Below are 19,541 nucleotides of genomic sequence, written 5' to 3'. Positions count from 1 at the left end.
CGCGTGGGCGGTCGCGCCGCACGCCATGCGATATTAAGCCCCGCTCATGCTGCCGTACCGGCCTTGACAAGGTGGTTACGACAATCAAGCGTTTCGGAAAGTGCTGATCCTCTCTGGTCAGGTGGGACCTCACGATGGCGGAAACGCTTATTTGCCAGGCGTCGCGCGTCGAGGCAGGCACGTGCGACGATTTTCTCCCGACGGCAAAATACCGCCGCGACCATCCCGGCACGTTTTCACAGGGCCAAGCGCTTTCCGCGCATGATGAGCGCAGCACCCGTGAAAATGCGCTGTCAGACGTAATGATAAAGCGGGCCTTCCACCCGCTCCGGCGTGACGCGATTGAGCGCGCTTCCGGAAATTATGAGCCGATATCTTCCCGAGGCCCGCTCGCAGGCACGCTGCCATCAGGACAGACGGAAACCGGCCACAGAAATCGACCCGAAAATTCTGCGCCCGGCCACGTGACTTCCCGTAACCTGCGCTTACGTCAGAAACGCCGAGCGGAACAGCAATTTCGTAACGGCAATGTCAGCCATTATCGTTTTACGCGGCGGGTTGAGTCCGGCGTGACGATGCCTGTCGCGGAGGTCACGATCCGTGAAGTGCGCAGCAGCCGCGTGACGTAGGCACCCGCAACGCGCCGGGCCTCCCCGCGGCGCCGACCCTTGCGTCAGGCGTCGTGCAGTCCCTTCCCCTCTCTGACTCAGGGGCGGACAGCGCCATCATAGTTCGTTTTCTTTTGGGAGAAATTCTGTGAGAAATCCTGTCGCCCTTTCCAGCGGCGTGCAAATTCCCCTTTCGAGCCTGCCTGGCCAGTCCCTGCGCGTCTCATTATCGGGGCAATCCATGCGGGTCGATGTGCAGCAGAGGGAGAGTGGGCTTTACCTTTCACTTTACCGCGCCGGTACACCCATCTTACTCAATCGCCTCTGCCGTGATCGCACCTGGCTGATTCGTGAAACCTATCTCGACGCGCCGGGTGACCTCACTTTTATGGATCTGATCGGACAGAGTGACCCGGATTATACCGGGCTGACGGATCGTTTCGCGTTGATTTACGTCGCGGGCCGTCATGTGCGCTGACCTCACCTATAAGGAAGCGGGCGCGATCGCGTTTGAGAAACGCAAACTGGCCGTGACCTTCACCATCACGCAGGGTGGTCTCGGCGCGGCGCGGGAGGCAGATGCGGTTATTCTTGAGGATTACCGCGTGCGTTGCCGCATCCTTGAAACCGGGATGGAAGCAAGCTCGACGGCGTCTCTTCGCATTGACGGGCTCTCACTGAATATCATCAACCGCCTGAGCGTCATTCAACGTGCACCGGCGACCGTCTCGGATAATTACGTGTCCATCGCGGTGGAAGATAAAGTGATGGGGCGGGTCGAGGTTTTCTCGGGCGGGATTGTCAGCGCCGCGGCTGATTTTTCAACCATGTCGGAGATTGGGTTTGTCGTCGAGGCGTCTTCAAGTTGCATTGCGGCGGCCCGGCCGATCGCGACGACATCTTTCAAAGGCCATGTCGCGGCGGCGGATATTTACCAGCTCATCGCCGCCAAATCGGGCTTGATGCTGCGTGACCATGGCGTGACCGCGCAGGTCGCCAACCCCAATCTGCCCGGAACGGCCGCCCAGCAGATCGTATTGCTGAGCTACGCGATCGGATCCGTCTATTACATTGGAAGAAGCGCATTGGATGTGTGGCCGGAAGATGCGGCATTGTCGGATGAGAGCGCGACATTGATTTCCGCTGAGACGGGGATGATCGGCACGCCATCTTATTCCTCAACCGAGATGAGCGTGCGCATGATTTTTAATCATCAACTGCAATTCTTCGGGAAAATCCGCGTCCAAAGCCCGTTCCTCCCCGCGATCGGGGCGAAAATCACGCCGAGTCGCGCGGGGGAGGGACATGCGGGTCGCGCCCGGGCGCCATATAATGGGTTATGGTGGATTAATCGCATCATTGCACGCGCTCGATGCTGAAACGCCGGGTGGTGCCTGGTTCACCGCGCTGAATGCCAGCATCCTCCATATCTGAAGTGGGGCGCGCATTATCATTTCATCAGGAGGGTGGTTGTGGATGACAATGTCGATGCGCTCCCGCCTTTGGAGGCGGGGCTTTATCATGGTTCCATGCGGCCTTTCGACAGTGCACAATCTTTCAATGCCATCAATTCACCCATTCGCCGGATGCTGATGATGATAGGGGCCGATACGCTGGTGAAGGTGGTTGCCGTCAATGCTGAGGGGACAGATCCGGTTGGTTCCGTGGATGTGCTGCCGCTCGTGATGCAACAGACGGGGGACGGACATGCTGTCCCGCATGATGTTATCTATAATGTCCCCTATATCAGGGTGCAGGGCGGCAAAACCGCCATTATTCTTGACCCACAGGTTGGGGATATTGGTGCCGTCATTATTTGCGGCCGCGATATTTCGGGCGTGAAGGAGATGCGCGCCGCTTCCCATCCGCGGACATTACGCATGCATGATATGGCAGACGCCATCTATATTGGTGGGCTGTTTAATACGCGTCCGGAAACCTATATCAAGCTTGAGAATGACGAGATCACCATGGTGGCGGAAGGCACGACCCTGAACAGCAGGCTCGACGTCACGGAAACAATGACGGTCAGGAAAGGCGCCACTTTCATTGACGCGCTGCACGTGCAGGGCCCCACATCCCTTAAGGGCGATGCGGAAGTGGGCGGGAAATTGCGTGTGGCGACAGGGGCGAGTGGTCAGTTCGAGACCATGAATGGCCATATGATTGCCGTCGAGAACGGGATTGTCGTCGCGATTTCATGAGACGCCCCCAAAAGCAGGACGGCGTCAGATCGGGCTGAACGCCCCGATGGTGCGCGTCACGCAATCCATTTTCATTGCCTGATCATGCCGGTTCAGCGGGAAAGGAGAGTCGGATGACGTCGCTTCTACTTGATGGTGCGGACTGGGATTTATGTGTCGACCGCAATGGCGACCTCGCTCTCTGCGCCTCACCCTATGATGTCGCACAGGATGTCGCTTGCGCTCTGCGCACGTTTCAGGGTGAATGTTGGTACGATACGGGGCGTGGCCTCCCTTATTTCAGCAAATTACTGGGCCGGTCCCATAATGAGGCCAGCTTCATCACGCTTGCCGAGGAGGTCGCCGAAACGGTTCCCGAAGTGGAGAGTGCGCGATGCATTGCCGCGCTTAACCGGTCAGACCGGCGGTTGCATGGCACGGTCGAACTGACATTGCGCAATGGGGAGACGACACGTGTCGCGTTCTGAAGCCACGACATCCGTACCGAAACTGCAACTGACCGATCGGGGGTTTGTCGTCCCGTCAGAGCCGGATGTGCTGGCGGGGGTGCAGGCCGATATCAACGCGGCTTTGGGTGGGGCTGCCAATATGGCCCTCGATACGCCGCAGGGGCAGATTGCGATGACCATGTCCGCCATCATTGCGGATTGTCATGACCAACTTGTCGCGCTTCTTAACGGGATTGACCCGGCCCTGGCTGCGGGTCGTATGCAGGACGCGATCGGCGCCTTATATTTCATGTCGCGATTACCCGCGATGCCGTCCCGCGTAGAAGCCATCCTCTCCGGCACGCCGGGGCAGAGCCTTAGATCAGGGGCTCGGGTGGCGACGGATGGGCGTCACGCATGGCTGACAGAGGATGGTCTGACTCTCCCCGCCAATGGCACCGCCACCATCTAGCTGCAATGCGATCAGGCAGGTGCCATCACATGCCCGCCAGGGGCCCTTGCGCGCCCATAACGGGGTTGTAGGGCTGCAAAACGTCACCAACCCTCATGCAGGGATATTGGGACGTGAGACGGAAAGCCGTCAGGCTTTCGAGCGTCGACGCCAGCAGATCCTGTCGGGCAATGCGACGGGGACGAATGCGGCGCTGCTCGGGGCGCTGCTCGATCTTGATGGCGTGGTGGATGCATGGGTGACGGATAACCCGACGGATGCGCCGCTGACGTTCAGCGCGACATTGCCGTCCCACAACCTTTTCATCTGCGTGGCGGGTGGGGAGATAGCGGCAATCGGTCAGGTGATCCTGAAGAAAAACCCCCTTGTTGCGCCACATATGGGCATGAAACCGTGACGGTCATGGATGGCAATGCGGCCTATAAGACGCGACATCCGCAATATGAATTTCACTTCAGCCGCCCTGACGATGTGGCCATCCATATTGACGTCACCTTACTGCAAAATGACCGCATCCCCGCGGACGCGCTGGATCAGATCCGTCACGCCATCCTCCAGGCCGCGCAAAGTGCGGATGGCCGCGCGAAATTGCGGATGGGGAGTGAGATACTGGCCAGCCAGTTCAATGCGCCCCTCGCGGCTCTGGGGGACTGGGTGCAGATTCTTGGTGTCAGGCTGGGTTTAAGTGACGGGAAGACGGTCATCCCGACGGAAAAACTTTCCTGACGATGGAAGTCTACCAGCTTCCCTATATTCGGGAGGAATTCATTACCTTGACCCTCAAGGACAGTCACGATGCGTGATGTGTTCGAGACCATCCTGGCGCAATATGCGGCATCCCCGCGCCTGCGTATGATCCTTGATTGGTTTAATCAGAGCATCGACCCGCAAAATACCATTGATCAATGGTATCAGCGCGTCTTCTCGTTGGAGACGGCGTCCGGCTGGGGGCTTGATGTGTGGGGCAGGATTGTCGGGATCGCACGGGTCATTCCCGTTGCTAAAACAGAATATCTGGGTTTTGAGGAGGCCGATGATCGCTCCGGCACGGCGTGGCCGATGAATGATGGCGTTTTCTATCGCGGCACGGCGGTTACATCGGGCTTTGCCCTGACAGACGATGCCTATCGGCAACTGATCATGGCGAAGGCAGCGGCTAATCTCTGTAGCGGCAGCATCGCCGACATCAACGCCATTCTCATGACTCTCTTCGGCGCTTACGGGGATATCTGGGTCGAGGAAACATCCGCCACAACCATGACGATCTGTTACAGCTGGGACCTCACCCACGCCCAAAGCACGATCATCGTGACCTCAAAGGCCCTGCCGCGCCCCAGCGGGCTGCGCCTGACCTACCGGTATGTCGCCCCGTAAAGCGCTGTCCTGCACGCGTGAGGCTTTTCACCTTTTCTCAACGGAAGAACCGTCCGATGAAGCTGGCAGATTTCCAAGCGCTTTTCATGCGCGTTTTTGCGTCCGAGGCGGAAGCCGGGACGGTCGCTTATCCGCTCCCGCAGGACAAGACATCCGCCGGGCGCGTGGGCGTCCGACAGGGCTTTCCGCTGGAGACAATGACGCCCATTGCGGCCGGTGGCCTGCCGCCGCATGGCGCCGGACCTTAACGGTATCCTGCGCATGCTGTTGGCTTCCTGCCAAAGGAGGGAGGCGGGCGTTATCCTACCTTTCTCGGCCGATTTTGCCGCATCGATCGGTGGTTATCCCAAGAATGCGCTCGTCACTTACGGGCCGGAAAGTCTCTTTTATCTGTCGCTCTCGGACGAGAATCAGTTCGTGCCGGGCACGCCTGGCGCATAATGGCGCGGTTTGCTGGAAGATGTGATTACCACCCCATCTTCAGCGGCGGCAGACGTCAAAATCCGCTTCATGGTGATGCAGCCGGCTACAAGTGATGCGGCAGAGATTTTGAGGGCCGTCACCCTGTCCGGCAGCGTGACCGATATGCTGAGCCTGGCCTATATGGAGGCACGCCTGACGGATGTCGTTCGAAGCACAATTTCCAGTGAACAGGAAAGGTTGGTCCGGTTGATCCGTGCCAACAGCGTTTCAGACGCGCGTGGCAGTTTTGTCGTCATGATTGATCAGGATGGCAGGCAACTGACATTACCCTCCCTGGCGCTGGCGCAGAATATGGCTGAAACCGCCGCCGCCGCGGCAACCGCCGATTGCGTAAGGTCTCATCCGGACGCTGATGCGGCACAGGGAATTACCGCGCTTTCGGGATTTGAGAATGCCGACGGGAAAGCTCGCTCGTCGCCGCGGACGGTAAAAAGGGAACGGATTTTCGCCTTCCTTCCGTCCCTTATGTCTTGCAGATAATTTTAGAGGGCGCGGGCCTGAGAGTCAGCCGCGACAACTCCGGATATAGTATGTTGCCGGGCGGCGTGATGCTACAATGGGGGTTTTACAAGACAGATAATGTAAGGGGTATGGCCAACGTCCAATTCCCCACAAATTTTCCCTCCATCTGTGCGGCTGTCATTTTATGTGAGTCCGCAGCGCAGGGCACACGGTTCAACGCCACGCCCACCGTCCATGGCGTGTTCGAAGGTTGGACACCCACCGGCTTTATCGCGGTCACCCGCCTTTTCTCAGCTGCCGGGCAGAATGTACCGCATGAGGCTTCCGGCTCATATTTTGCGATCGGATTTTGACGATGACGGACGATATCTACTGGTCGCCCACCATGAAGGGATTTTACCCCGCGAAATTGAGGCCGGTTTATGAGAGGAACGGAAGCTGGCCGGATGATGCACGCCCTGTCCCGGACCATGTTTTTCGCGCTTTCAGTGGCGCACCGCCGAAGCCAGGCCTGCGAAGGGGCTGCGGTGCGGACCTCATGCCCGTATGGGAGGATGACGGGATGGGGTCTGTCCGACAATGGAGGCGCGGGTCATCATGGCGCAGAAGCGCCTTTTCCAGGCGCGTGAGACCATCCTCAACCAGTTTGTTCTGATGGGAAAATCCGTGCCGCCAGATTGGGTCGACTATCTCAGAATTCTGATAGAAATTAGTTCCGGCGATGACGCGGTAAGGAACTTGTCTGACGCGCCCGCCAAGCCCGTCGATTAAATTCAAGCGTGCGCTGTCATTTGGCGCGGCGCCTTACTGACCCGGAGGGCTTGAAGAAAGAAATTGCAAGTTGAGACGCAGGCGCAGGGACAAACCCGCCGCGTCATGTCCAGAAATTTTACGCTGAAAATGATTTGGGAGGATCGGTGGCATCCGATGGCCCAGTAGATCCGAGATATATAAAAGATGACGGAAAAAGAAACCCCGACGAGCTACATCCAGCGACCGAAATTTGAAGTGCTGCGGCAGGAGGTGTGTTCCATTGAAAAAAATCTGACGCGTCTTGACGTGCTGGTGCAACAACTTTTCGTGCAGGGGCAGGAGCAGAATGGCTGATTGGTGGAAATCTCAGAAATGCTGCAAAGACAGGAAGATGCGCGTGACTCGCGGGATCGCGCCACGCGTAAGATGATCTGCGCGGCCAATACGCTTGGCCCGAAAGCCGTCGCGCTGGGCGCCCTTCTCGTTTCGCTTCTATACGAATGGTTGAAGCGTCGATGAGCTGCCGGAGATAGGCACGGGATGCAGATTGGTTTAAAAAAGCCGTAATGAATGAAGGCCACCTTAAACGGGGCCGTCTTGAAAAAAACGCGGTGCAGAATGGACGAGGCGCGCTCGGCTTTTCTTTCCCGACTGAAATTGCGGCATCTGCGCCTGCTGGTGGCCTTGTCCGAGACGCGCAGCTTGCGGCGCGCGAGTGAATATATGTCCATGACACAGCCTTCATGCTCCGTCCTTTTATCGGAGCTGGAGGCCCTCGCGGGTGCGCCTCTCTGCACACGCCATGCGCGGGGCTTGCAACTCAACGCGCTCGGGCTCATCGCTGCACAGACGGCACGAAGCATGTTGCATGAAGCCCGTAAATTGCAGGAGGAATTCTCCCAATATGCAACGGGTGTCATGGGGTCGGTCCATTTGGGCGCAATTGTCGCCAGTATTGGCGATGTGATGGCGCCGTCCATGCAGGCGCTGACAGCGTCATATCCGCGCATCACGACGCATCTCGTGACGGATACGAGTGATCGCCTCCTGCAACACCTCCATGCAGGTGACCTCGATATTGTGATCGGGCGGCAGATTGAAGCGGTGATCGACCCCACTCTCGATTGTGTCGGTCCAAGGTCCGAGCCTCTCGCGGTTGTTGCGCGGCGCGGCCACCCCATGGCCCGGAAGCGGGCCCTGACATTGCAGGACCTCGCCGGGCTGCAATGGGTGCTGCAGACAGCGCCAAGCCCGATGCGACGCGCCATTGACACAATGTTTATCGCCAGTGGCGTCTCGATCCCGCGCTGTAAAATTGAGACAGCGTCGACTTATGCGACATTCAAAATTGTCAGGAGCTCAGAAATGTGCGCGATCGTGCCGAAATCCGTTGCACAAAGCTTTTCCGACTGGCCAGGAATCACATCGCTTGATATCACTTTACCTGATTTATTAGGGAATTATCACGTCATCACGATAAAGAACCGGACTTTGAGCCCCGCGGCGATCTTGGTCCGCGCCCATTTATCCGAAACGGTGATCGCATAATCAGATCACTTCATTCGAAAATTTGAGATAGTCGTCACATTTAACGCTCAATAAACTCAATTTTAGAAACAGAATATAACATATTAATGTTGGGAATGAGCGATGCATATTCTTGTCACCGGTGCTGCGGGGATGATCGGGCGCAAACTTGTTGAAAGCTTTGCCCGCCAGCCGCAAATCGCGACCCATCCCATTATGCAGTTGACGCTGGTAGATGTCGTGCCGCCACGCACATTGCCCTCGTTCGCAGGGCAACCTCGCATTGTTACCGGTGATATCGCGGATGTGAAAGTGATCCATGACCTCGTCGCGCCGCGCCCGGATGTGATTTTCATCTCGCCGCCGTGGTTTCAGGTGAGGCGGAGCGCGATTTTGAAAAAGGTTATCATGTCAATCTCGCAGGCACGCAGGCATTATTTGAAGCGATCCGCCTTAACGGGATGCGGCATAATTGGGTGCCGCGCGTGGTTTATGCCTCGTCCAATGCGGTTTTCGGCGGTGATTTCCCGGATGTTATACCGGATGATTTCCACCTGACACCGCAAACAAGTTATGGCGTGCAGAAAGCTATCGGCGAGCTGCTTTTGCAGAATTACAGCCGCAAGGGTTTTTCGATGGGATCGGCATCCGCCTGCCCACGATCTCCGTGCGACCGGGCCGGCCCAATGCCGCCGCATCCGGTTTCTTCTCCAGTATTATTCGGGAGCCTCTTGTCGGGCAGGAGGCGATCCTGCCTGTCAGTGACGAGACGCGACACTGGATGACGAGTCCGCGCGCCGCGATCGGGTTTCTGCGCCACGCGGCGGCGCTGGATACGTCATTACTGGCGGGTGACCCTAATCTGAGCATACCGGCCCTCTCCATCACGGTCGGGGAGCAGATTGCGGCCCTGAAGCGCGTCGCAGGCGAGAAAGCGGTAAAATTGATTCAGCGCGTGCCGGATGCGGAAATTGAAAAGATTGTCCTGAGCTGGGCGAGAGGCTTCGACTCGAAGCGGGCCATCTCACTCGGTTTCACGTCGGAAAAATCCTATGACGAGATCATCCGCGCCCATATTGAGGATGAACTTGGCGGAGAGATCCGGCTGTGAGCGCGCCAGCAAATCGCCTTGAAGACGGGTTGCCGCCGGCAGCGTCCCGCGCGGTGGTCAAGGCGCGACGGCGCATCGTGCCTTTCCTGCTGCTGATGTATATGGTCGCGTTTCTCGATCGGACAAATGTCGGCATCGCGAAACAGGCGCTCAATGTCGATCTCGGTATTTCCGACGCTGTTTTTTGCATTGGGCGCGGGGATATTTTTCGTCGGTTATGCTTTGTTCGAGATCCCGAGCAACCTGATCCTGTACCGGGTTGGCGCGCAGCGTTGGATGACGCGCATCATGGTGACGTGGGGGCTGATTTCCGCCGGGATGGCCTTTGTCGTCGGCCCGACCTCCTTTTGCGTCATGCGTCTTTTACTGGGTATAGCCGAGGCTGGGTTTTTCCCCGGCGTCATACTGTATCTGACATTCTGGTTTCCGCAGAGGTCCCGGGCGAAAGTGCTGGGCCTGTTTTATATTGGTTATCCCATGGCCATGGTGGCCGGTAACCCTCTTTCCGGTCTTTGGGGTTTCGCCGGGTGGCAATGGATGTTTGTTGTCGAGGGGCTGCTGGCCGTGCTGATGGGCATCGCAACCTTCATTATCCTGCCGAATGGGCCAAAAGTCGTGTCATGGCTGACGGAATCGGAACGCGTCGGATTGGACAAAATCCTGACGGAGGAGGCCCGAGAAATCGAAGGGCCGCGCCATGAGGGGTTGTGGAAAGCCTTCACCAGCCCTTTAATCATCTACCTCGTCGTTTTTTACGGGCTGATGCAGATTGGCAGTTATGGCGTCGTTTTTTGCCTGCCAGAGCAAGTCTCGCGCATCCTGCATGAGGGGCAGGGCGTCTATGTCGGGCTTGTTTCAGCCATTCCGTGGCTTGCTGTCGCCTTTGCCGTCTGGTTGATGCCGCAGCTTATGCAGAGGCGACTGGGCCTGCGCCCGGGTATCGTGCTGTGCCTGACGGATTTTCCGGCGGGTTGGTGCTGTCAGCCGATCCATGGCGTCGTCACGGGCATTGTCGAGCTCAGCCTGGCTGCTTCTTGCATTATGGTGCTGTCCGCCTTGTTCTGGATTTTGCCGCTTTCGATTTTCACCGGAAAGCGCGCGGCGGCTATGGTGGCTCTGATCAATTCCATCGGTAATCTGGGCGGATTTTTTGCACCGAATATCCGTTCGCTCGCCGATCGATTTTATGAAACGCCAAAGGCCGGTCTTTGTGCCATTGCCATGATCAGCATCTTTGCTATTGCCCTCATCTTGGGGCTGTCAAGGATGTGTTGTATCGCCGGGACGTTGAAAAGTCAGAGGAACGCATATGATGTTTGAACGAACGCGGCTGGATCAAGTCGAGTCGACGAGTCAGGAAACCGCGTCGGTTGAAAATCGGTTGAGTTTGAGCCGTCGCACGGCGCTTTTGGGCGGCCTGGCCGGGTTGGCCACGATGGATTCCGCCCGCGCCGTCGCGCGGCGGATACCGGTCGCACCGCCCAGTGTCATCAGTAATCCGCCACGGCTCTGGGGCGCGGGGGCACCTTACGCCTTCACGCCTGACCCTGATATTCTGATGCTTGACCCTGCATTTAATGACGTTCTTTACGGCAATGCCGGGCTGGAACTCGCCTGGCGCGCCACACAACACCACCCCTGCGCGCTGGCTGGAGGGACCGGCTTGGTGCACGGAGAGGCGCTTTCTGCTGCTGAGTGATGTCGTGGGTGGCGTGCAATATCGTTATGCCCATGATGCACATAATATCACGGTGTTCCAAAAGGAAAGTTATCACCCCAACGGGAACAGTTTTGACCGTGAGGGACGCCTTCTGACCTGTGAGCACGGTCCTCCGACGTGTGATCAGGTGGGAGCATGACGGAAATCGGGGGCCGCGCGCATCGGGAGGCGCATGTCTTCCATGTTGATCCGCACACGCTCGACATTACCGCTGTCCTGTCCGCTTCAGAGTTTGCAGGCCCGAACGGGCTGTGCTTCTCCCCCGATGGGCGCGTGCTTTATATCGCTTCAAGCGAAATCGACACGTCCAGGTCAGGAGGTGGCCATTATAATCTCTATGCTTTCGACGTTGAGGGGAAAACCCTGCGCAATAAGCGCGTCTTTGCGCATACAAATGTCGTGCAGCACAAATTGATGCCTGACGGCATCAAGGCGGATGTTAGCGGCAATATCTGGGTTGGCGTTTCCGGTCCCTTGGGTTTCGAGGGCGTGCTAGTCTATGATCCCTCAGGCAAATTGATCGGGCGTCTCAGACTTCCACGCAGCGTTTCGAATTTGACCTTCGGCGGAACGCAGCGCAATTGCCTGTTCATGTGCGCGAAGGACGCTATTTTCACTCTTGATGTCGCAACACAGGGAGCTGGCTACGCATGAAAAAGCTGTTCGTCCTCACCCTCACTCTCGCGGGGTTCTCCGTCGCGGCGCAGGCCGTGCCGACGCAACTTGAGGTGGTCAAAAAATTTCCACCTGATTTTAACATGATCGGCGTGGGTGTCAGCCATAATGAGACGGTGTTTGCCTCCGCCCCGGCGACCATAAAGCGTTACAGTGCCAGTGTCGTACGCGTCGATGCCAAAACCGGCGCCCTCATCCCCTTCCCGAATGCGGGGTGGAACAGGTTTGACGCTGACCCGGGTGATCGGCCCGTCTGGGTGTCCGTTCCGGCTTTATGGGTTGATGATGAAAATCACCTCTGGGTGTTCGACTCCTCTCTCCCCTCTGTTGATCAAAAGAAACTGCCACCCAAACTTGTGGAATTTGACTCCGCCTCCGGTAGGGTGCTGCGGATTTATCTTTTTAATCACGACATATTGCCGACAGACAGTCTCAATGATGTGCGCGTCGATACGAAAACCCGCACCGCCTATATCACCAATGAGTGGGATCGCGGCGGGCTGGTCGTGCTGAATCTGGAGACAGGCGCTTATCGTCTCGTTCTGGCCAATACGCGCTCCGGTGTTGCGGATGAACGGCAGCATCTGCATATTTACGGTAAATTGGCGCGCAAGAAGGATGGTGGCCTCCCGGTCACGCAGGATGATGGTATCGCGCTTTCTGCTGATTGCAGTTGGGTCTATTACCGTCCTTTAACGGACCATCATTATTACCGCATCCCCGCTGCCGCCCTTCGTGACACAAGCCTGACGGATAAGCAGCTTGATGCGAAGGTCCAATATCTCGGTCAGTCGGTGATGAGTGGCGGTATCGAGATGGATTCATGCGGCCGCATCTGAGCGGGGGATATTGAGCATCACCGGCTCTATATGCTCACCTTGTCGAAAGATCAGAAAAGACTGATCCCGCACAAGATTTGCGATAACCCGAAAGTGATGGACTGGGCCGATGGCTTCGCCATCGCGAATGGCTATCTTTACATCTCGGATTCACGCCTCGATGAATTGGCCTTCCGCAACAGCCCGCCAGTTTCAGGTCCAACGACGATTTTCCGCATGAAGCTTCCGGCCTGCCAGATGAAGAAATAAGGCGTTTATCGGCTTATCGCGTCGGGGCCTCTCTCCGGCGCGCTGGATGCACAATGTGCAACCTTCGCCCGGATGATGATGGGAGTGATGCGATGCGTGAGTTGTCATGATTTCAGATCAGGCTGGTTCAAGGCGTCACAAAAAAGCTGATTTCTGGACGGCGTTGTGGGCGGGGTTTGTTGGGGGAAACATCGCCAGCTTCGTCAAATGGGGCAGCGAAACCCCTTTGCCTCCGAGAACCCCCGATCGCGTGAGCCCGCCAGCCCAGATGTTGCGGGATTGCGGCCTGCCGTGGATGAAATCGTCTATTTTTACGCCCAACATGTCGTGAATCTCGGCGTGCTTCTCGTGCATCATGCCTTCTCTTTTATTTTCGCCATGGCCTACTGCCTTGGCTGTCTGCGCTTTCCCCGCTTCTCCCTATGGCAGGGCGCTGCATTCGGTCTTGTGGTGACGGTCGGTTTCCATGGCATCGTCCTTCCCCTGCGACTTTCTGCCGCCGCCATCTTGGGGGCCTTGCCGGCTTGCACCGTCATTAACGGCAAGAACACAACAACGTTCGTCCTCAATGTTGCGAAGATCTGTGCTTACGCGCAGGCAGGTCTCAATGCCGCTTCAACGATCCTGTCGATACCCCCCGGTCGCAGCGGCTATTTCAGTGGCAAGTGAAGGTGTTTCAGCAGCATTAAGCGCTTTTGAGTCGGAGGCCGGGGATCAAGTGACGATCGTCTATAATTCCGACAGCCTGAAGTCGAAAGTCGATGCCCTGCTGACGGAGTTGGAAAATCTTTCACAAAGTCTCGCAAAAGCGCTCACTTCTGTCTCGATGGAACTGGATGCCAAGACGCGCGCCGACGTCACCACAGCATTGGATGCTCTGAGCACGATTGTCGCCATCTTCCAGGCGCTCCTCAGCGGCACGATCGCTGTCGGTGCCCCCTATGGTCATGCGCGTGGTCTGCCGATGACGGAGGCACGGGCACTCGCCGCACTTCATGTCACGACGTGATGTGTCTATCAGCAGGTCCAAATAGCCCCCAGATGGGCCGAGAGACGCACGAAGGCTCGACCGACTGGGGGGAAAGGTCGGTTTTTAGGAAAATCGGCTGTGACGGTGCCTGAAATCAGGCAGGGAGAGCATCGCCGCGACATGTCACGCGCGTCGCACAGAGCCAATATGATCGATGCTTACTCTTGATTTGAATCTCATGCGAGAGACGATGCTGACATCGTGCACGGCGGAACTCCCCCAACTCATGTCGATGGACCAGCGCGGTCGCCCTCCCGGCTTCGCGCTGGTCCACGACGTCCCCGCCACGGCAGGGATTGACGCGACGTCGCGATAATGGGTCTGCGATCGGCAAGTCATGACGGGACATTTTCAAACGAACAATAAGATCTCAAGGAGACATTTAAATGATCTATAAACTCGGCAAGCACCCCGCAAAGCGTGACCCGCGAACGTACCGCCTCACACCGGCCCTCGCCGCCCACTGGCCCACCGTGCCGGAGGAGCAGGATTGGTCCGATAAGGTCGATTACCAGATGTGGGGCAATGACAAATGCGGTTGTTGCGGCCTCGCGTCGCAGGCGGGGTTTGTCGCGACCTGGACGAAAAACGCGCAGTCGCAAGTCCTGCTTTCCACCGATCAGGTGATCGCCAATTACGCTGATGTGTCCGGTTACGATCCCAAGACGAGGATTGGCGATGACGGCGTCATCCTTCTCGACCTGCTGAAAATCTGGCGCAAAAACGGCTTCCGCCGCCCCGGCCCAGATAAGGGTTTTCTGACCGCTTTTGGCTATGTTGAGCGCAAGGACGTCATTTCCGTCAAACGCTGCATCGCCTTTCTGGGCGGGATTATTGGCGGTGTGCGGATGGTGAAGGACTTTATGGAGCTCGAGCCGGGGCCACGTGGGATCTCGACAAGGTTTCGAATCACATGCCGGTCGGCGGTCATGCCATCGCCGTGACGGGTTACAATAAAGATGGGCTTTTCTTGGCCTCCTGGTGTGCGCGGAGCTTCATGCCCTGGGCGACGTGGGAGCATATTTCTGATGAGAATTACGGCCTGCTGAGCCGCCAGAACTGGCTGGGCGCTCATGGCAAGTCGCCGAAGAACCAGACATTCGATGCCCTGCTGAGTGAGATCAGCTCGCTTTAACCTCTATCCTCGATCGGTGGCTGGCAGCTTCCGGCTTTCGGTCGGGACATCACCCCTCTGAAAACTAAGTCGAGCACTGCACGGTCCGCCAATTGCTTTGCCATTGTGACGCGCGAAAAATCGCTGGAAGAATAATCATGGTCAAAAGTCATGTCACAAAAACGGTACAGCCTGCACCCATTCCGCGTCAGGCGCAGCGGGGTCCCGCCCGTCATCGTGCTACGCGCGCGTCCAGCTCAAGCGGAGGATTATCAGTCGATAAGCTGGTCACCCTGCTGGGCTTGCCAGGCCGTATCGCAGCGCATGAAAGATTGACAGAATGCGGGTTTCAAATCCGGCTTTATGATCGCGACGGAAATGCATAATATTGTCCGACGGAGGCAGCGGAAAAACATCTCGCCGTTGCGTCGGGGAGCGCTGCTTACGGGGCTGATTGCATGAGATGCTCTGCCGGTCCGGAGCAGGAAACGTCGTGGCACGCAACGATCGCGCCATTGCTTGAAACAAGTCATGCCGACAGGCATGCGCACTCTTTTCCTCCTCGACGGGAGAGGATCTTGTAAACGCGATGCAGGCAGGGTGGGAGATGCCTCCCGACCGGGTAGCGATGGCCAGCTCTGTCATGAAAGTCCTGCATGCGATCGACTATCTGCAAGACCCACGCAGCATGACGCTCGCCGATGTTCAGCAACGTCTTCTGGACGCCGCGAAGACACTCAGCACCCTTTGGGCTGAGGCTGAGCAGACGCGTATTACCAACCTGCCAGACTGACAAATGTCAATTTCAGGCGAGGGAGAGGCACGTAGTGACGCGTGAGGTCGAGGAGGGGATCAGGGCGAAGATAGGATCAGCCCTTCACGCGTTCGCGAAAAACTGATGCCGACACTCGGAATTGAACCGAGGACCTACTGATTACGAATCAGTTGCTCTACCCCTGAGCTATATCGGCCTGTTGGCGGAGCTATAGCGAAGCTTTGCAGAAATCGCAACAGCCTATAGGGTGGGTGCGTTAGCGCTGGTGTGCTTGAAAAGACTTGATGATACGATCTTTCTTCCTGAAACGTCTTCAAAAAAAAATGATGGTCCGCGTCAAACGTTTTGACGATCGGGTTTACAGCCTTTTATGCCGTTTCGGGCGGGGGCGGCATGGACAGGCAATGTTGAAGGCGGCGCAACATTATTTCGGCGCTGAGCGTGTCAGCCGATTTGGCCGATTTCTCCATGCATGTTTGACGCCAGCCCATTTGCAGCACGACCCTGCAGGCGCGCTGAGAGCCATGTCCGTCGTGCAGGGTTTGCATGAATGCCCGACTTGCGGGCTGTTCCAGACACTGCCGGAGGTGGCGCCGGGCCAGGTCGCCTATTGCCGACGCTGCGATGAGGCCCTGGTGCGTCGGCGGAGGACATCGCCCCTCGCGACGCCCATTGCTTTCTGCATGACGTCTTTCGCGCTTTACATCGCACTTCTCTGCTCAAATCTGATGACGCTTGACGCAAAAGGGCGCGTCAACACGATCTCCATTCTGACGGGCGTCTATCAGCTTGCCAAGCAGGGCTATGGTGAGATAGGCGCCATCGTCGCCATGACGACCTTCATCATGCCCGGCATTGTGATCGTCCTCATGGGCATCGTGCTTTACGGGGCCAGCCGCGCGGCGGGTACGGATTGGACGGCCCATGTCCTTAAATGGTATCGCCGCCTGCGGGAATGGGCGATGATTGAAGTCTATATTCTCGGCGTGTTCGTGGCCTATACCAAACTTGTCGATCTGGCTCTGGTTGATCTTCAACCCGGCGTTTTTCTTGTCGCGGCCATCATGATCACCATGGCCACGACAGATTCGACGCTGGATACAGAGCGCGTCTGGGACGCCCAGAAAATGGGGATGAATGACCAGGCATTCCGCACAGAGTCGGGTTATTTACGATGTAGTGATGTCACGACCGACCCCATTCCACCGCATGATCAGATGGCGTCATGCCTCACATGTGGCCTGGTAATTGCGTCGTCTGAGCCCGTTGCATCGACACATGCTTTCGGACGGTGCCCCCGATGCGCCGCGTTCGTCTCAAGACGAAAGGCCAATGCGCTGAGCAATGCCACGTCACTCCTCATTGCGGGGGTTCTCGCTTATATCCCGGCAAATCTCTTCCCCGTCATGACATTCATGAAAGTGGGGCAGCGAGATACGAGCACCATCATTCATGGTGCAATTGAGCTTTGGCAATCAAATCTCGTTCCACTTTCACTCCTCGTTATTTTTGCGAGTATCTGCGTGCCAGTGCTCAAAATCGTTGGGCTCGGAACAATGGTGTTCAGCGCGGCAACCGGTCGTCGGCGGCATCTGAAAGGGTTGACGAAACTTTACCGGGTGATTGACTTCATTGGCAGATGGTCCATGATTGACGTGTTTATGATCTCGATCCTTGTCGCTGTCGTGCGCTTTGGTTTTCTTGCCAATGTCCGTGCTGAGCCGGGCGTTGTCTTCTTCACCTTTGTCGTGATTGCGACAATCTTCGCCGTGCACAGCTTTGATATTCGCTGTCTCTGGGATGGTGCGGGCAGGAATGGCGCTGAACTTGCCAGGAACGTACGCGTCAGGCGGGCGTATCCTTTTTTCAGCTTCCGGCGCAACCGCGCGCTCATAAAGGGAGCCGGCGCATCAAAGCGGCGGCACAGGCCGGAGATCTGGAGTCGGAGAAAGCGTGAGCGATCGAAATGTACCCGCCTATCATCAGGCGAATCACTCTAAAGGACATGACGTGCATCATGGTGAGGATGACGGTCATCACGATGATCATCCAAGGCGCCAGGGCGGTGAGCATCATGACCAGGCTGGCGTCAGGCCGACACGTTTTTCAATCGTCTGGCTCCTTCCTATTCTTGCTGTTCTCATTGCGGGTTACCTTATTTCCCGCAATCTGTCTGATCGTGGACCGGATATCACCCTGACATTCGACACGGCCGAGGGGCTGACGGCGGGTCAGACGCAGGTCAAGAACAAAGCCGTCTCCCTCGGCACAGTGCAGAAAATCGAGCTTTCCGGGGATATGCATCGTGTCGTCGTGCATATTCGCATGAAGTCGAGCACCGAACATATCCTGACGGAAAAGACGCGATTCTGGGTTGTGCGGCCGCGCATTAACGGGGCGAGTGTCACGGGGCTTGAGACCCTGCTTTCAGGGGCTTACATCGCTATCGACCCGGGGTCACCCGGGGGCCACCCGCAGAAAAATTTTGTCGGGCTTGAAAGCGCGCCTGGCGTGCGTTCCGATCAGCCCGGATCGACCTTTGTGCTCTTCACCCCGACATTAGGCTCCATCGGAGAGGGGGCGCCGGTGTTTTTCCGGGATAAGGTGGTGGGAGAAATTCTTGGCTACACGATGCCACCGGGTGGGGAAGGGCCGATCCTGCTTCAGGCTTTCATACGATCCCCTTATGACCATTATCTCCATCGTGATTCCCGCTTCTGGAATGTTTCAGGCGTGCAGGTCGGTTTGGGTGCGGGCGGGCTGAAAGTGCAGCTGACCTCTTTCCAGGCGCTGCTTTCCGGTGGTATTGCTTTCGGGCTGCCATCCGGCGCGCATGATGCAAAAGGCGATTTCGCGCCCCCGAATTCCGTCTTCAAACTTTACCGTAGTGAGCAGGACGCGAAAAACGCCAATAGCTATCATAAGCTGAAAGTCATCACCTACCTCGATAACTCCGTCAAAGGTCTCTCCAAAGGCGCTGATGTGACGATGTTCGGGATCAATGTCGGGACTGTCCTTGATGTGGCCCTGAAGGTCGACCCGGAGACGGCCAAAGCGCAAGTGCGCGTGACATTGCAATTGGAGCTGGAGAGGCTCCTGCCGGGTGACCGATATGCGGAGACGAACAAGAATGAAGTTCTCTCCGTCCTGATTGCGCATGGGATGCGCGCCTCGATGACGACGGTCAGTTTCCTGACGGGCGAGTCGGCAATTGCGCTGACTTTCGTGAAAAAAGGCAAACCCGAGACAATTGATTACGAGGATGACATACCCATTGTGCCGAGCATCTCGGTTGGGTTTGACGGTATCATGGCGTCCGTCTCCACCATTATGGACAAGATTGCCGCCATGCCGTTGACGCAACTGGGTGACCATGCAAACGACCTTGTCACCCATGCTGATGAGCGCATCAATAGTGCGGAAGTCAAGCAATCCCTTGTTTCATTACGCGACTCCCTGCAACATCTGTCCAGCCTGAGCCGTCAGATGGATCACGGTGTTAAACCTCTGATGAAGCGATTGCCGGAGATGAGCCGTCAGCTTGACCTGACCCTGAAAAACGCCCGACAGCTTATGGCGACTTATGGTGGCGACGCTGATTTCAAGCGGGATCTGCAAAGCATGATCATCCAGTTGACGCAATCAGCGCGTTCCATACGTTTCCTGACGACTTATCTTAATAACCATCCTTCGGCCCTGATCACGGGGAGGCACTGA

32 protein-coding genes, 1 tRNA gene and 1 pseudogene are annotated in these 19,541 nt (G+C 57.0%); 33 read left to right on the top strand and 1 reads right to left on the bottom strand.

Features of this window, described 5'->3' with window-relative positions; translation table 11 throughout:
- Positions 1 to 134: 134 nt before the first annotated feature.
- The 31 genes and pseudogenes from AAYR33_07725 to AAYR33_07575 all read left to right on the top strand — a co-directional run bounded on the left by AAYR33_07725 (position 135) and on the right by AAYR33_07575 (position 15,842).
- Positions 135 to 629 carry a hypothetical protein gene (locus AAYR33_07725; GenBank protein ID XAO70916.1) on the top strand — a complete coding sequence of 165 codons (495 nt, stop codon included), beginning with the start codon at positions 135 to 137 and terminating at the stop codon, positions 627 to 629.
- A gap of 127 nt (positions 630 to 756) precedes the next feature.
- Positions 757 to 1,086 carry a hypothetical protein gene (locus tag AAYR33_07720; GenBank protein XAO70915.1) on the top strand — a complete coding sequence of 110 codons (330 nt, stop codon included), beginning with the start codon at positions 757 to 759 and terminating at the stop codon, positions 1,084 to 1,086.
- A complete protein-coding gene (locus AAYR33_07715) occupies positions 1,076 to 1,987 on the top strand; it encodes a hypothetical protein (GenBank protein ID XAO70914.1) in 912 nt (303 codons plus the stop codon). The genes AAYR33_07720 and AAYR33_07715 overlap by 11 nt, the downstream gene beginning before the upstream one ends.
- A gap of 93 nt (positions 1,988 to 2,080) precedes the next feature.
- On the top strand, positions 2,081 to 2,812 hold the full coding sequence (locus AAYR33_07710; protein XAO70913.1) for a Gp138 family membrane-puncturing spike protein: 732 nt from the start codon (positions 2,081 to 2,083) through the stop codon (positions 2,810 to 2,812).
- 113 nt (positions 2,813 to 2,925) lie between these two features.
- Positions 2,926 to 3,279, top strand: coding sequence for a hypothetical protein (locus AAYR33_07705; GenBank protein ID XAO70912.1), 354 nt, complete (start codon positions 2,926 to 2,928; stop codon positions 3,277 to 3,279).
- Positions 3,266 to 3,712 (top strand): hypothetical protein, encoded by a 447-nt coding sequence (locus AAYR33_07700; protein XAO70911.1) that lies wholly within the window; start codon positions 3,266 to 3,268, stop codon positions 3,710 to 3,712. Before AAYR33_07705 ends, AAYR33_07700 begins: the two co-directional genes overlap by 14 nt.
- A gap of 46 nt (positions 3,713 to 3,758) precedes the next feature.
- Positions 3,759 to 4,109 carry a hypothetical protein gene (locus AAYR33_07695; protein ID XAO70910.1) on the top strand — a complete coding sequence of 117 codons (351 nt, stop codon included), beginning with the start codon at positions 3,759 to 3,761 and terminating at the stop codon, positions 4,107 to 4,109.
- Complete coding sequence (locus AAYR33_07690) at positions 4,106 to 4,438, top strand: hypothetical protein (GenBank protein XAO70909.1); 333 nt, start codon at positions 4,106 to 4,108, stop codon at positions 4,436 to 4,438. The genes AAYR33_07695 and AAYR33_07690 overlap by 4 nt, the downstream gene beginning before the upstream one ends.
- A gap of 69 nt (positions 4,439 to 4,507) precedes the next feature.
- Positions 4,508 to 5,086 carry a DUF2612 domain-containing protein gene (locus tag AAYR33_07685; GenBank protein XAO70908.1) on the top strand — a complete coding sequence of 193 codons (579 nt, stop codon included), beginning with the start codon at positions 4,508 to 4,510 and terminating at the stop codon, positions 5,084 to 5,086.
- A gap of 56 nt (positions 5,087 to 5,142) precedes the next feature.
- The gene (locus AAYR33_07680) at positions 5,143 to 5,334 is read left to right on the top strand and encodes a hypothetical protein (protein XAO70907.1); all 192 of its coding nucleotides are present in this window, start codon (positions 5,143 to 5,145) and stop codon (positions 5,332 to 5,334) included.
- Positions 5,318 to 5,527: a hypothetical protein gene (locus tag AAYR33_07675; GenBank protein ID XAO70906.1), complete on the top strand. Its 210-nt coding sequence runs from the start codon at positions 5,318 to 5,320 to the stop codon at positions 5,525 to 5,527. Before AAYR33_07680 ends, AAYR33_07675 begins: the two co-directional genes overlap by 17 nt.
- Positions 5,528 to 5,536: 9 nt before the next feature.
- A complete protein-coding gene (locus AAYR33_07670) occupies positions 5,537 to 6,049 on the top strand; it encodes a hypothetical protein (protein XAO70905.1) in 513 nt (170 codons plus the stop codon).
- 110 nt (positions 6,050 to 6,159) lie between these two features.
- Positions 6,160 to 6,384, top strand: a complete 225-nt coding sequence (locus AAYR33_07665) for a hypothetical protein (protein ID XAO70904.1) — start codon at positions 6,160 to 6,162, stop codon at positions 6,382 to 6,384.
- 226 nt (positions 6,385 to 6,610) lie between these two features.
- Positions 6,611 to 6,802 carry a hypothetical protein gene (locus tag AAYR33_07660; protein ID XAO70903.1) on the top strand — a complete coding sequence of 64 codons (192 nt, stop codon included), beginning with the start codon at positions 6,611 to 6,613 and terminating at the stop codon, positions 6,800 to 6,802.
- Between the two features lie 186 nt (positions 6,803 to 6,988).
- The gene (locus tag AAYR33_07655) at positions 6,989 to 7,138 is read left to right on the top strand and encodes a hypothetical protein (GenBank protein XAO70902.1); all 150 of its coding nucleotides are present in this window, start codon (positions 6,989 to 6,991) and stop codon (positions 7,136 to 7,138) included.
- On the top strand, positions 7,139 to 7,303 hold the full coding sequence (locus AAYR33_07650) for a hypothetical protein (GenBank protein ID XAO70901.1): 165 nt from the start codon (positions 7,139 to 7,141) through the stop codon (positions 7,301 to 7,303).
- A gap of 99 nt (positions 7,304 to 7,402) precedes the next feature.
- Positions 7,403 to 8,332 carry a LysR family transcriptional regulator gene (locus AAYR33_07645; GenBank protein ID XAO70900.1) on the top strand — a complete coding sequence of 310 codons (930 nt, stop codon included), beginning with the start codon at positions 7,403 to 7,405 and terminating at the stop codon, positions 8,330 to 8,332.
- A gap of 102 nt (positions 8,333 to 8,434) precedes the next feature.
- A pseudogene (locus AAYR33_07640) lies at positions 8,435 to 8,608 on the top strand (NAD-dependent epimerase).
- Positions 8,609 to 8,676: 68 nt separating this feature from the next.
- On the top strand, positions 8,677 to 9,096 hold the full coding sequence (locus AAYR33_07635) for an NAD-dependent epimerase/dehydratase family protein (protein XAO70899.1): 420 nt from the start codon (positions 8,677 to 8,679) through the stop codon (positions 9,094 to 9,096).
- Complete coding sequence (locus tag AAYR33_07630; GenBank protein ID XAO72482.1) at positions 8,979 to 9,422, top strand: hypothetical protein; 444 nt, start codon at positions 8,979 to 8,981, stop codon at positions 9,420 to 9,422. The genes AAYR33_07635 and AAYR33_07630 overlap by 118 nt, the downstream gene beginning before the upstream one ends.
- Positions 9,423 to 9,575: 153 nt before the next feature.
- Positions 9,576 to 10,742 (top strand): MFS transporter, encoded by a 1,167-nt coding sequence (locus AAYR33_07625; GenBank protein ID XAO70898.1) that lies wholly within the window; start codon positions 9,576 to 9,578, stop codon positions 10,740 to 10,742.
- On the top strand, positions 10,732 to 11,121 hold the full coding sequence (locus AAYR33_07620) for a hypothetical protein (GenBank protein XAO70897.1): 390 nt from the start codon (positions 10,732 to 10,734) through the stop codon (positions 11,119 to 11,121). Before AAYR33_07625 ends, AAYR33_07620 begins: the two co-directional genes overlap by 11 nt.
- 156 nt (positions 11,122 to 11,277) lie before the next feature.
- Positions 11,278 to 11,796, top strand: a complete 519-nt coding sequence (locus AAYR33_07615; protein XAO70896.1) for an SMP-30/gluconolactonase/LRE family protein — start codon at positions 11,278 to 11,280, stop codon at positions 11,794 to 11,796.
- Complete coding sequence (locus AAYR33_07610; GenBank protein XAO70895.1) at positions 11,793 to 12,656, top strand: L-dopachrome tautomerase-related protein; 864 nt, start codon at positions 11,793 to 11,795, stop codon at positions 12,654 to 12,656. Before AAYR33_07615 ends, AAYR33_07610 begins: the two co-directional genes overlap by 4 nt.
- A 39-nt stretch (positions 12,657 to 12,695) precedes the next feature.
- Positions 12,696 to 12,905 carry a hypothetical protein gene (locus AAYR33_07605; GenBank protein ID XAO70894.1) on the top strand — a complete coding sequence of 70 codons (210 nt, stop codon included), beginning with the start codon at positions 12,696 to 12,698 and terminating at the stop codon, positions 12,903 to 12,905.
- 165 nt (positions 12,906 to 13,070) lie between these two features.
- Positions 13,071 to 13,574, top strand: coding sequence for a DUF1440 domain-containing protein (locus AAYR33_07600; protein XAO70893.1), 504 nt, complete (start codon positions 13,071 to 13,073; stop codon positions 13,572 to 13,574).
- On the top strand, positions 13,564 to 13,914 hold the full coding sequence (locus AAYR33_07595; protein ID XAO70892.1) for a hypothetical protein: 351 nt from the start codon (positions 13,564 to 13,566) through the stop codon (positions 13,912 to 13,914). The genes AAYR33_07600 and AAYR33_07595 overlap by 11 nt, the downstream gene beginning before the upstream one ends.
- Positions 13,915 to 14,089: 175 nt before the next feature.
- Complete coding sequence (locus AAYR33_07590; GenBank protein ID XAO70891.1) at positions 14,090 to 14,251, top strand: hypothetical protein; 162 nt, start codon at positions 14,090 to 14,092, stop codon at positions 14,249 to 14,251.
- A 70-nt stretch (positions 14,252 to 14,321) separates the two neighbouring features.
- A complete protein-coding gene (locus AAYR33_07585) occupies positions 14,322 to 14,879 on the top strand; it encodes a hypothetical protein (protein ID XAO70890.1) in 558 nt (185 codons plus the stop codon).
- A complete protein-coding gene (locus AAYR33_07580) occupies positions 14,849 to 15,070 on the top strand; it encodes a hypothetical protein (protein XAO70889.1) in 222 nt (73 codons plus the stop codon). The genes AAYR33_07585 and AAYR33_07580 overlap by 31 nt, the downstream gene beginning before the upstream one ends.
- Positions 15,071 to 15,656: 586 nt before the next feature.
- The gene (locus AAYR33_07575; protein XAO70888.1) at positions 15,657 to 15,842 is read left to right on the top strand and encodes a hypothetical protein; all 186 of its coding nucleotides are present in this window, start codon (positions 15,657 to 15,659) and stop codon (positions 15,840 to 15,842) included.
- Between the two features lie 106 nt (positions 15,843 to 15,948).
- Here the strand turns inward: AAYR33_07575 and AAYR33_07570 are convergent.
- A tRNA-Thr gene (locus tag AAYR33_07570) sits at positions 15,949 to 16,020 on the bottom strand.
- Between the two features lie 127 nt (positions 16,021 to 16,147).
- Here AAYR33_07570 and AAYR33_07565 point away from each other — a divergent pair.
- Together AAYR33_07565 and AAYR33_07560 are read left to right on the top strand one after the other, a co-directional pair.
- The gene (locus AAYR33_07565) at positions 16,148 to 17,824 is read left to right on the top strand and encodes a paraquat-inducible protein A (GenBank protein XAO70887.1); all 1,677 of its coding nucleotides are present in this window, start codon (positions 16,148 to 16,150) and stop codon (positions 17,822 to 17,824) included.
- A complete protein-coding gene (locus AAYR33_07560; GenBank protein XAO70886.1) occupies positions 17,778 to 19,541 on the top strand; it encodes an MlaD family protein in 1,764 nt (587 codons plus the stop codon). Before AAYR33_07565 ends, AAYR33_07560 begins: the two co-directional genes overlap by 47 nt.

Source organism: Acetobacteraceae bacterium (assembly GCA_039613835.1).
Classification (GTDB): Bacteria; Pseudomonadota; Alphaproteobacteria; order Acetobacterales; family Acetobacteraceae; genus Sorlinia.
The sequence above is the reverse complement of the archived record's forward strand: the minus strand, read 5'-3'. Positions and strand labels throughout refer to the sequence as shown.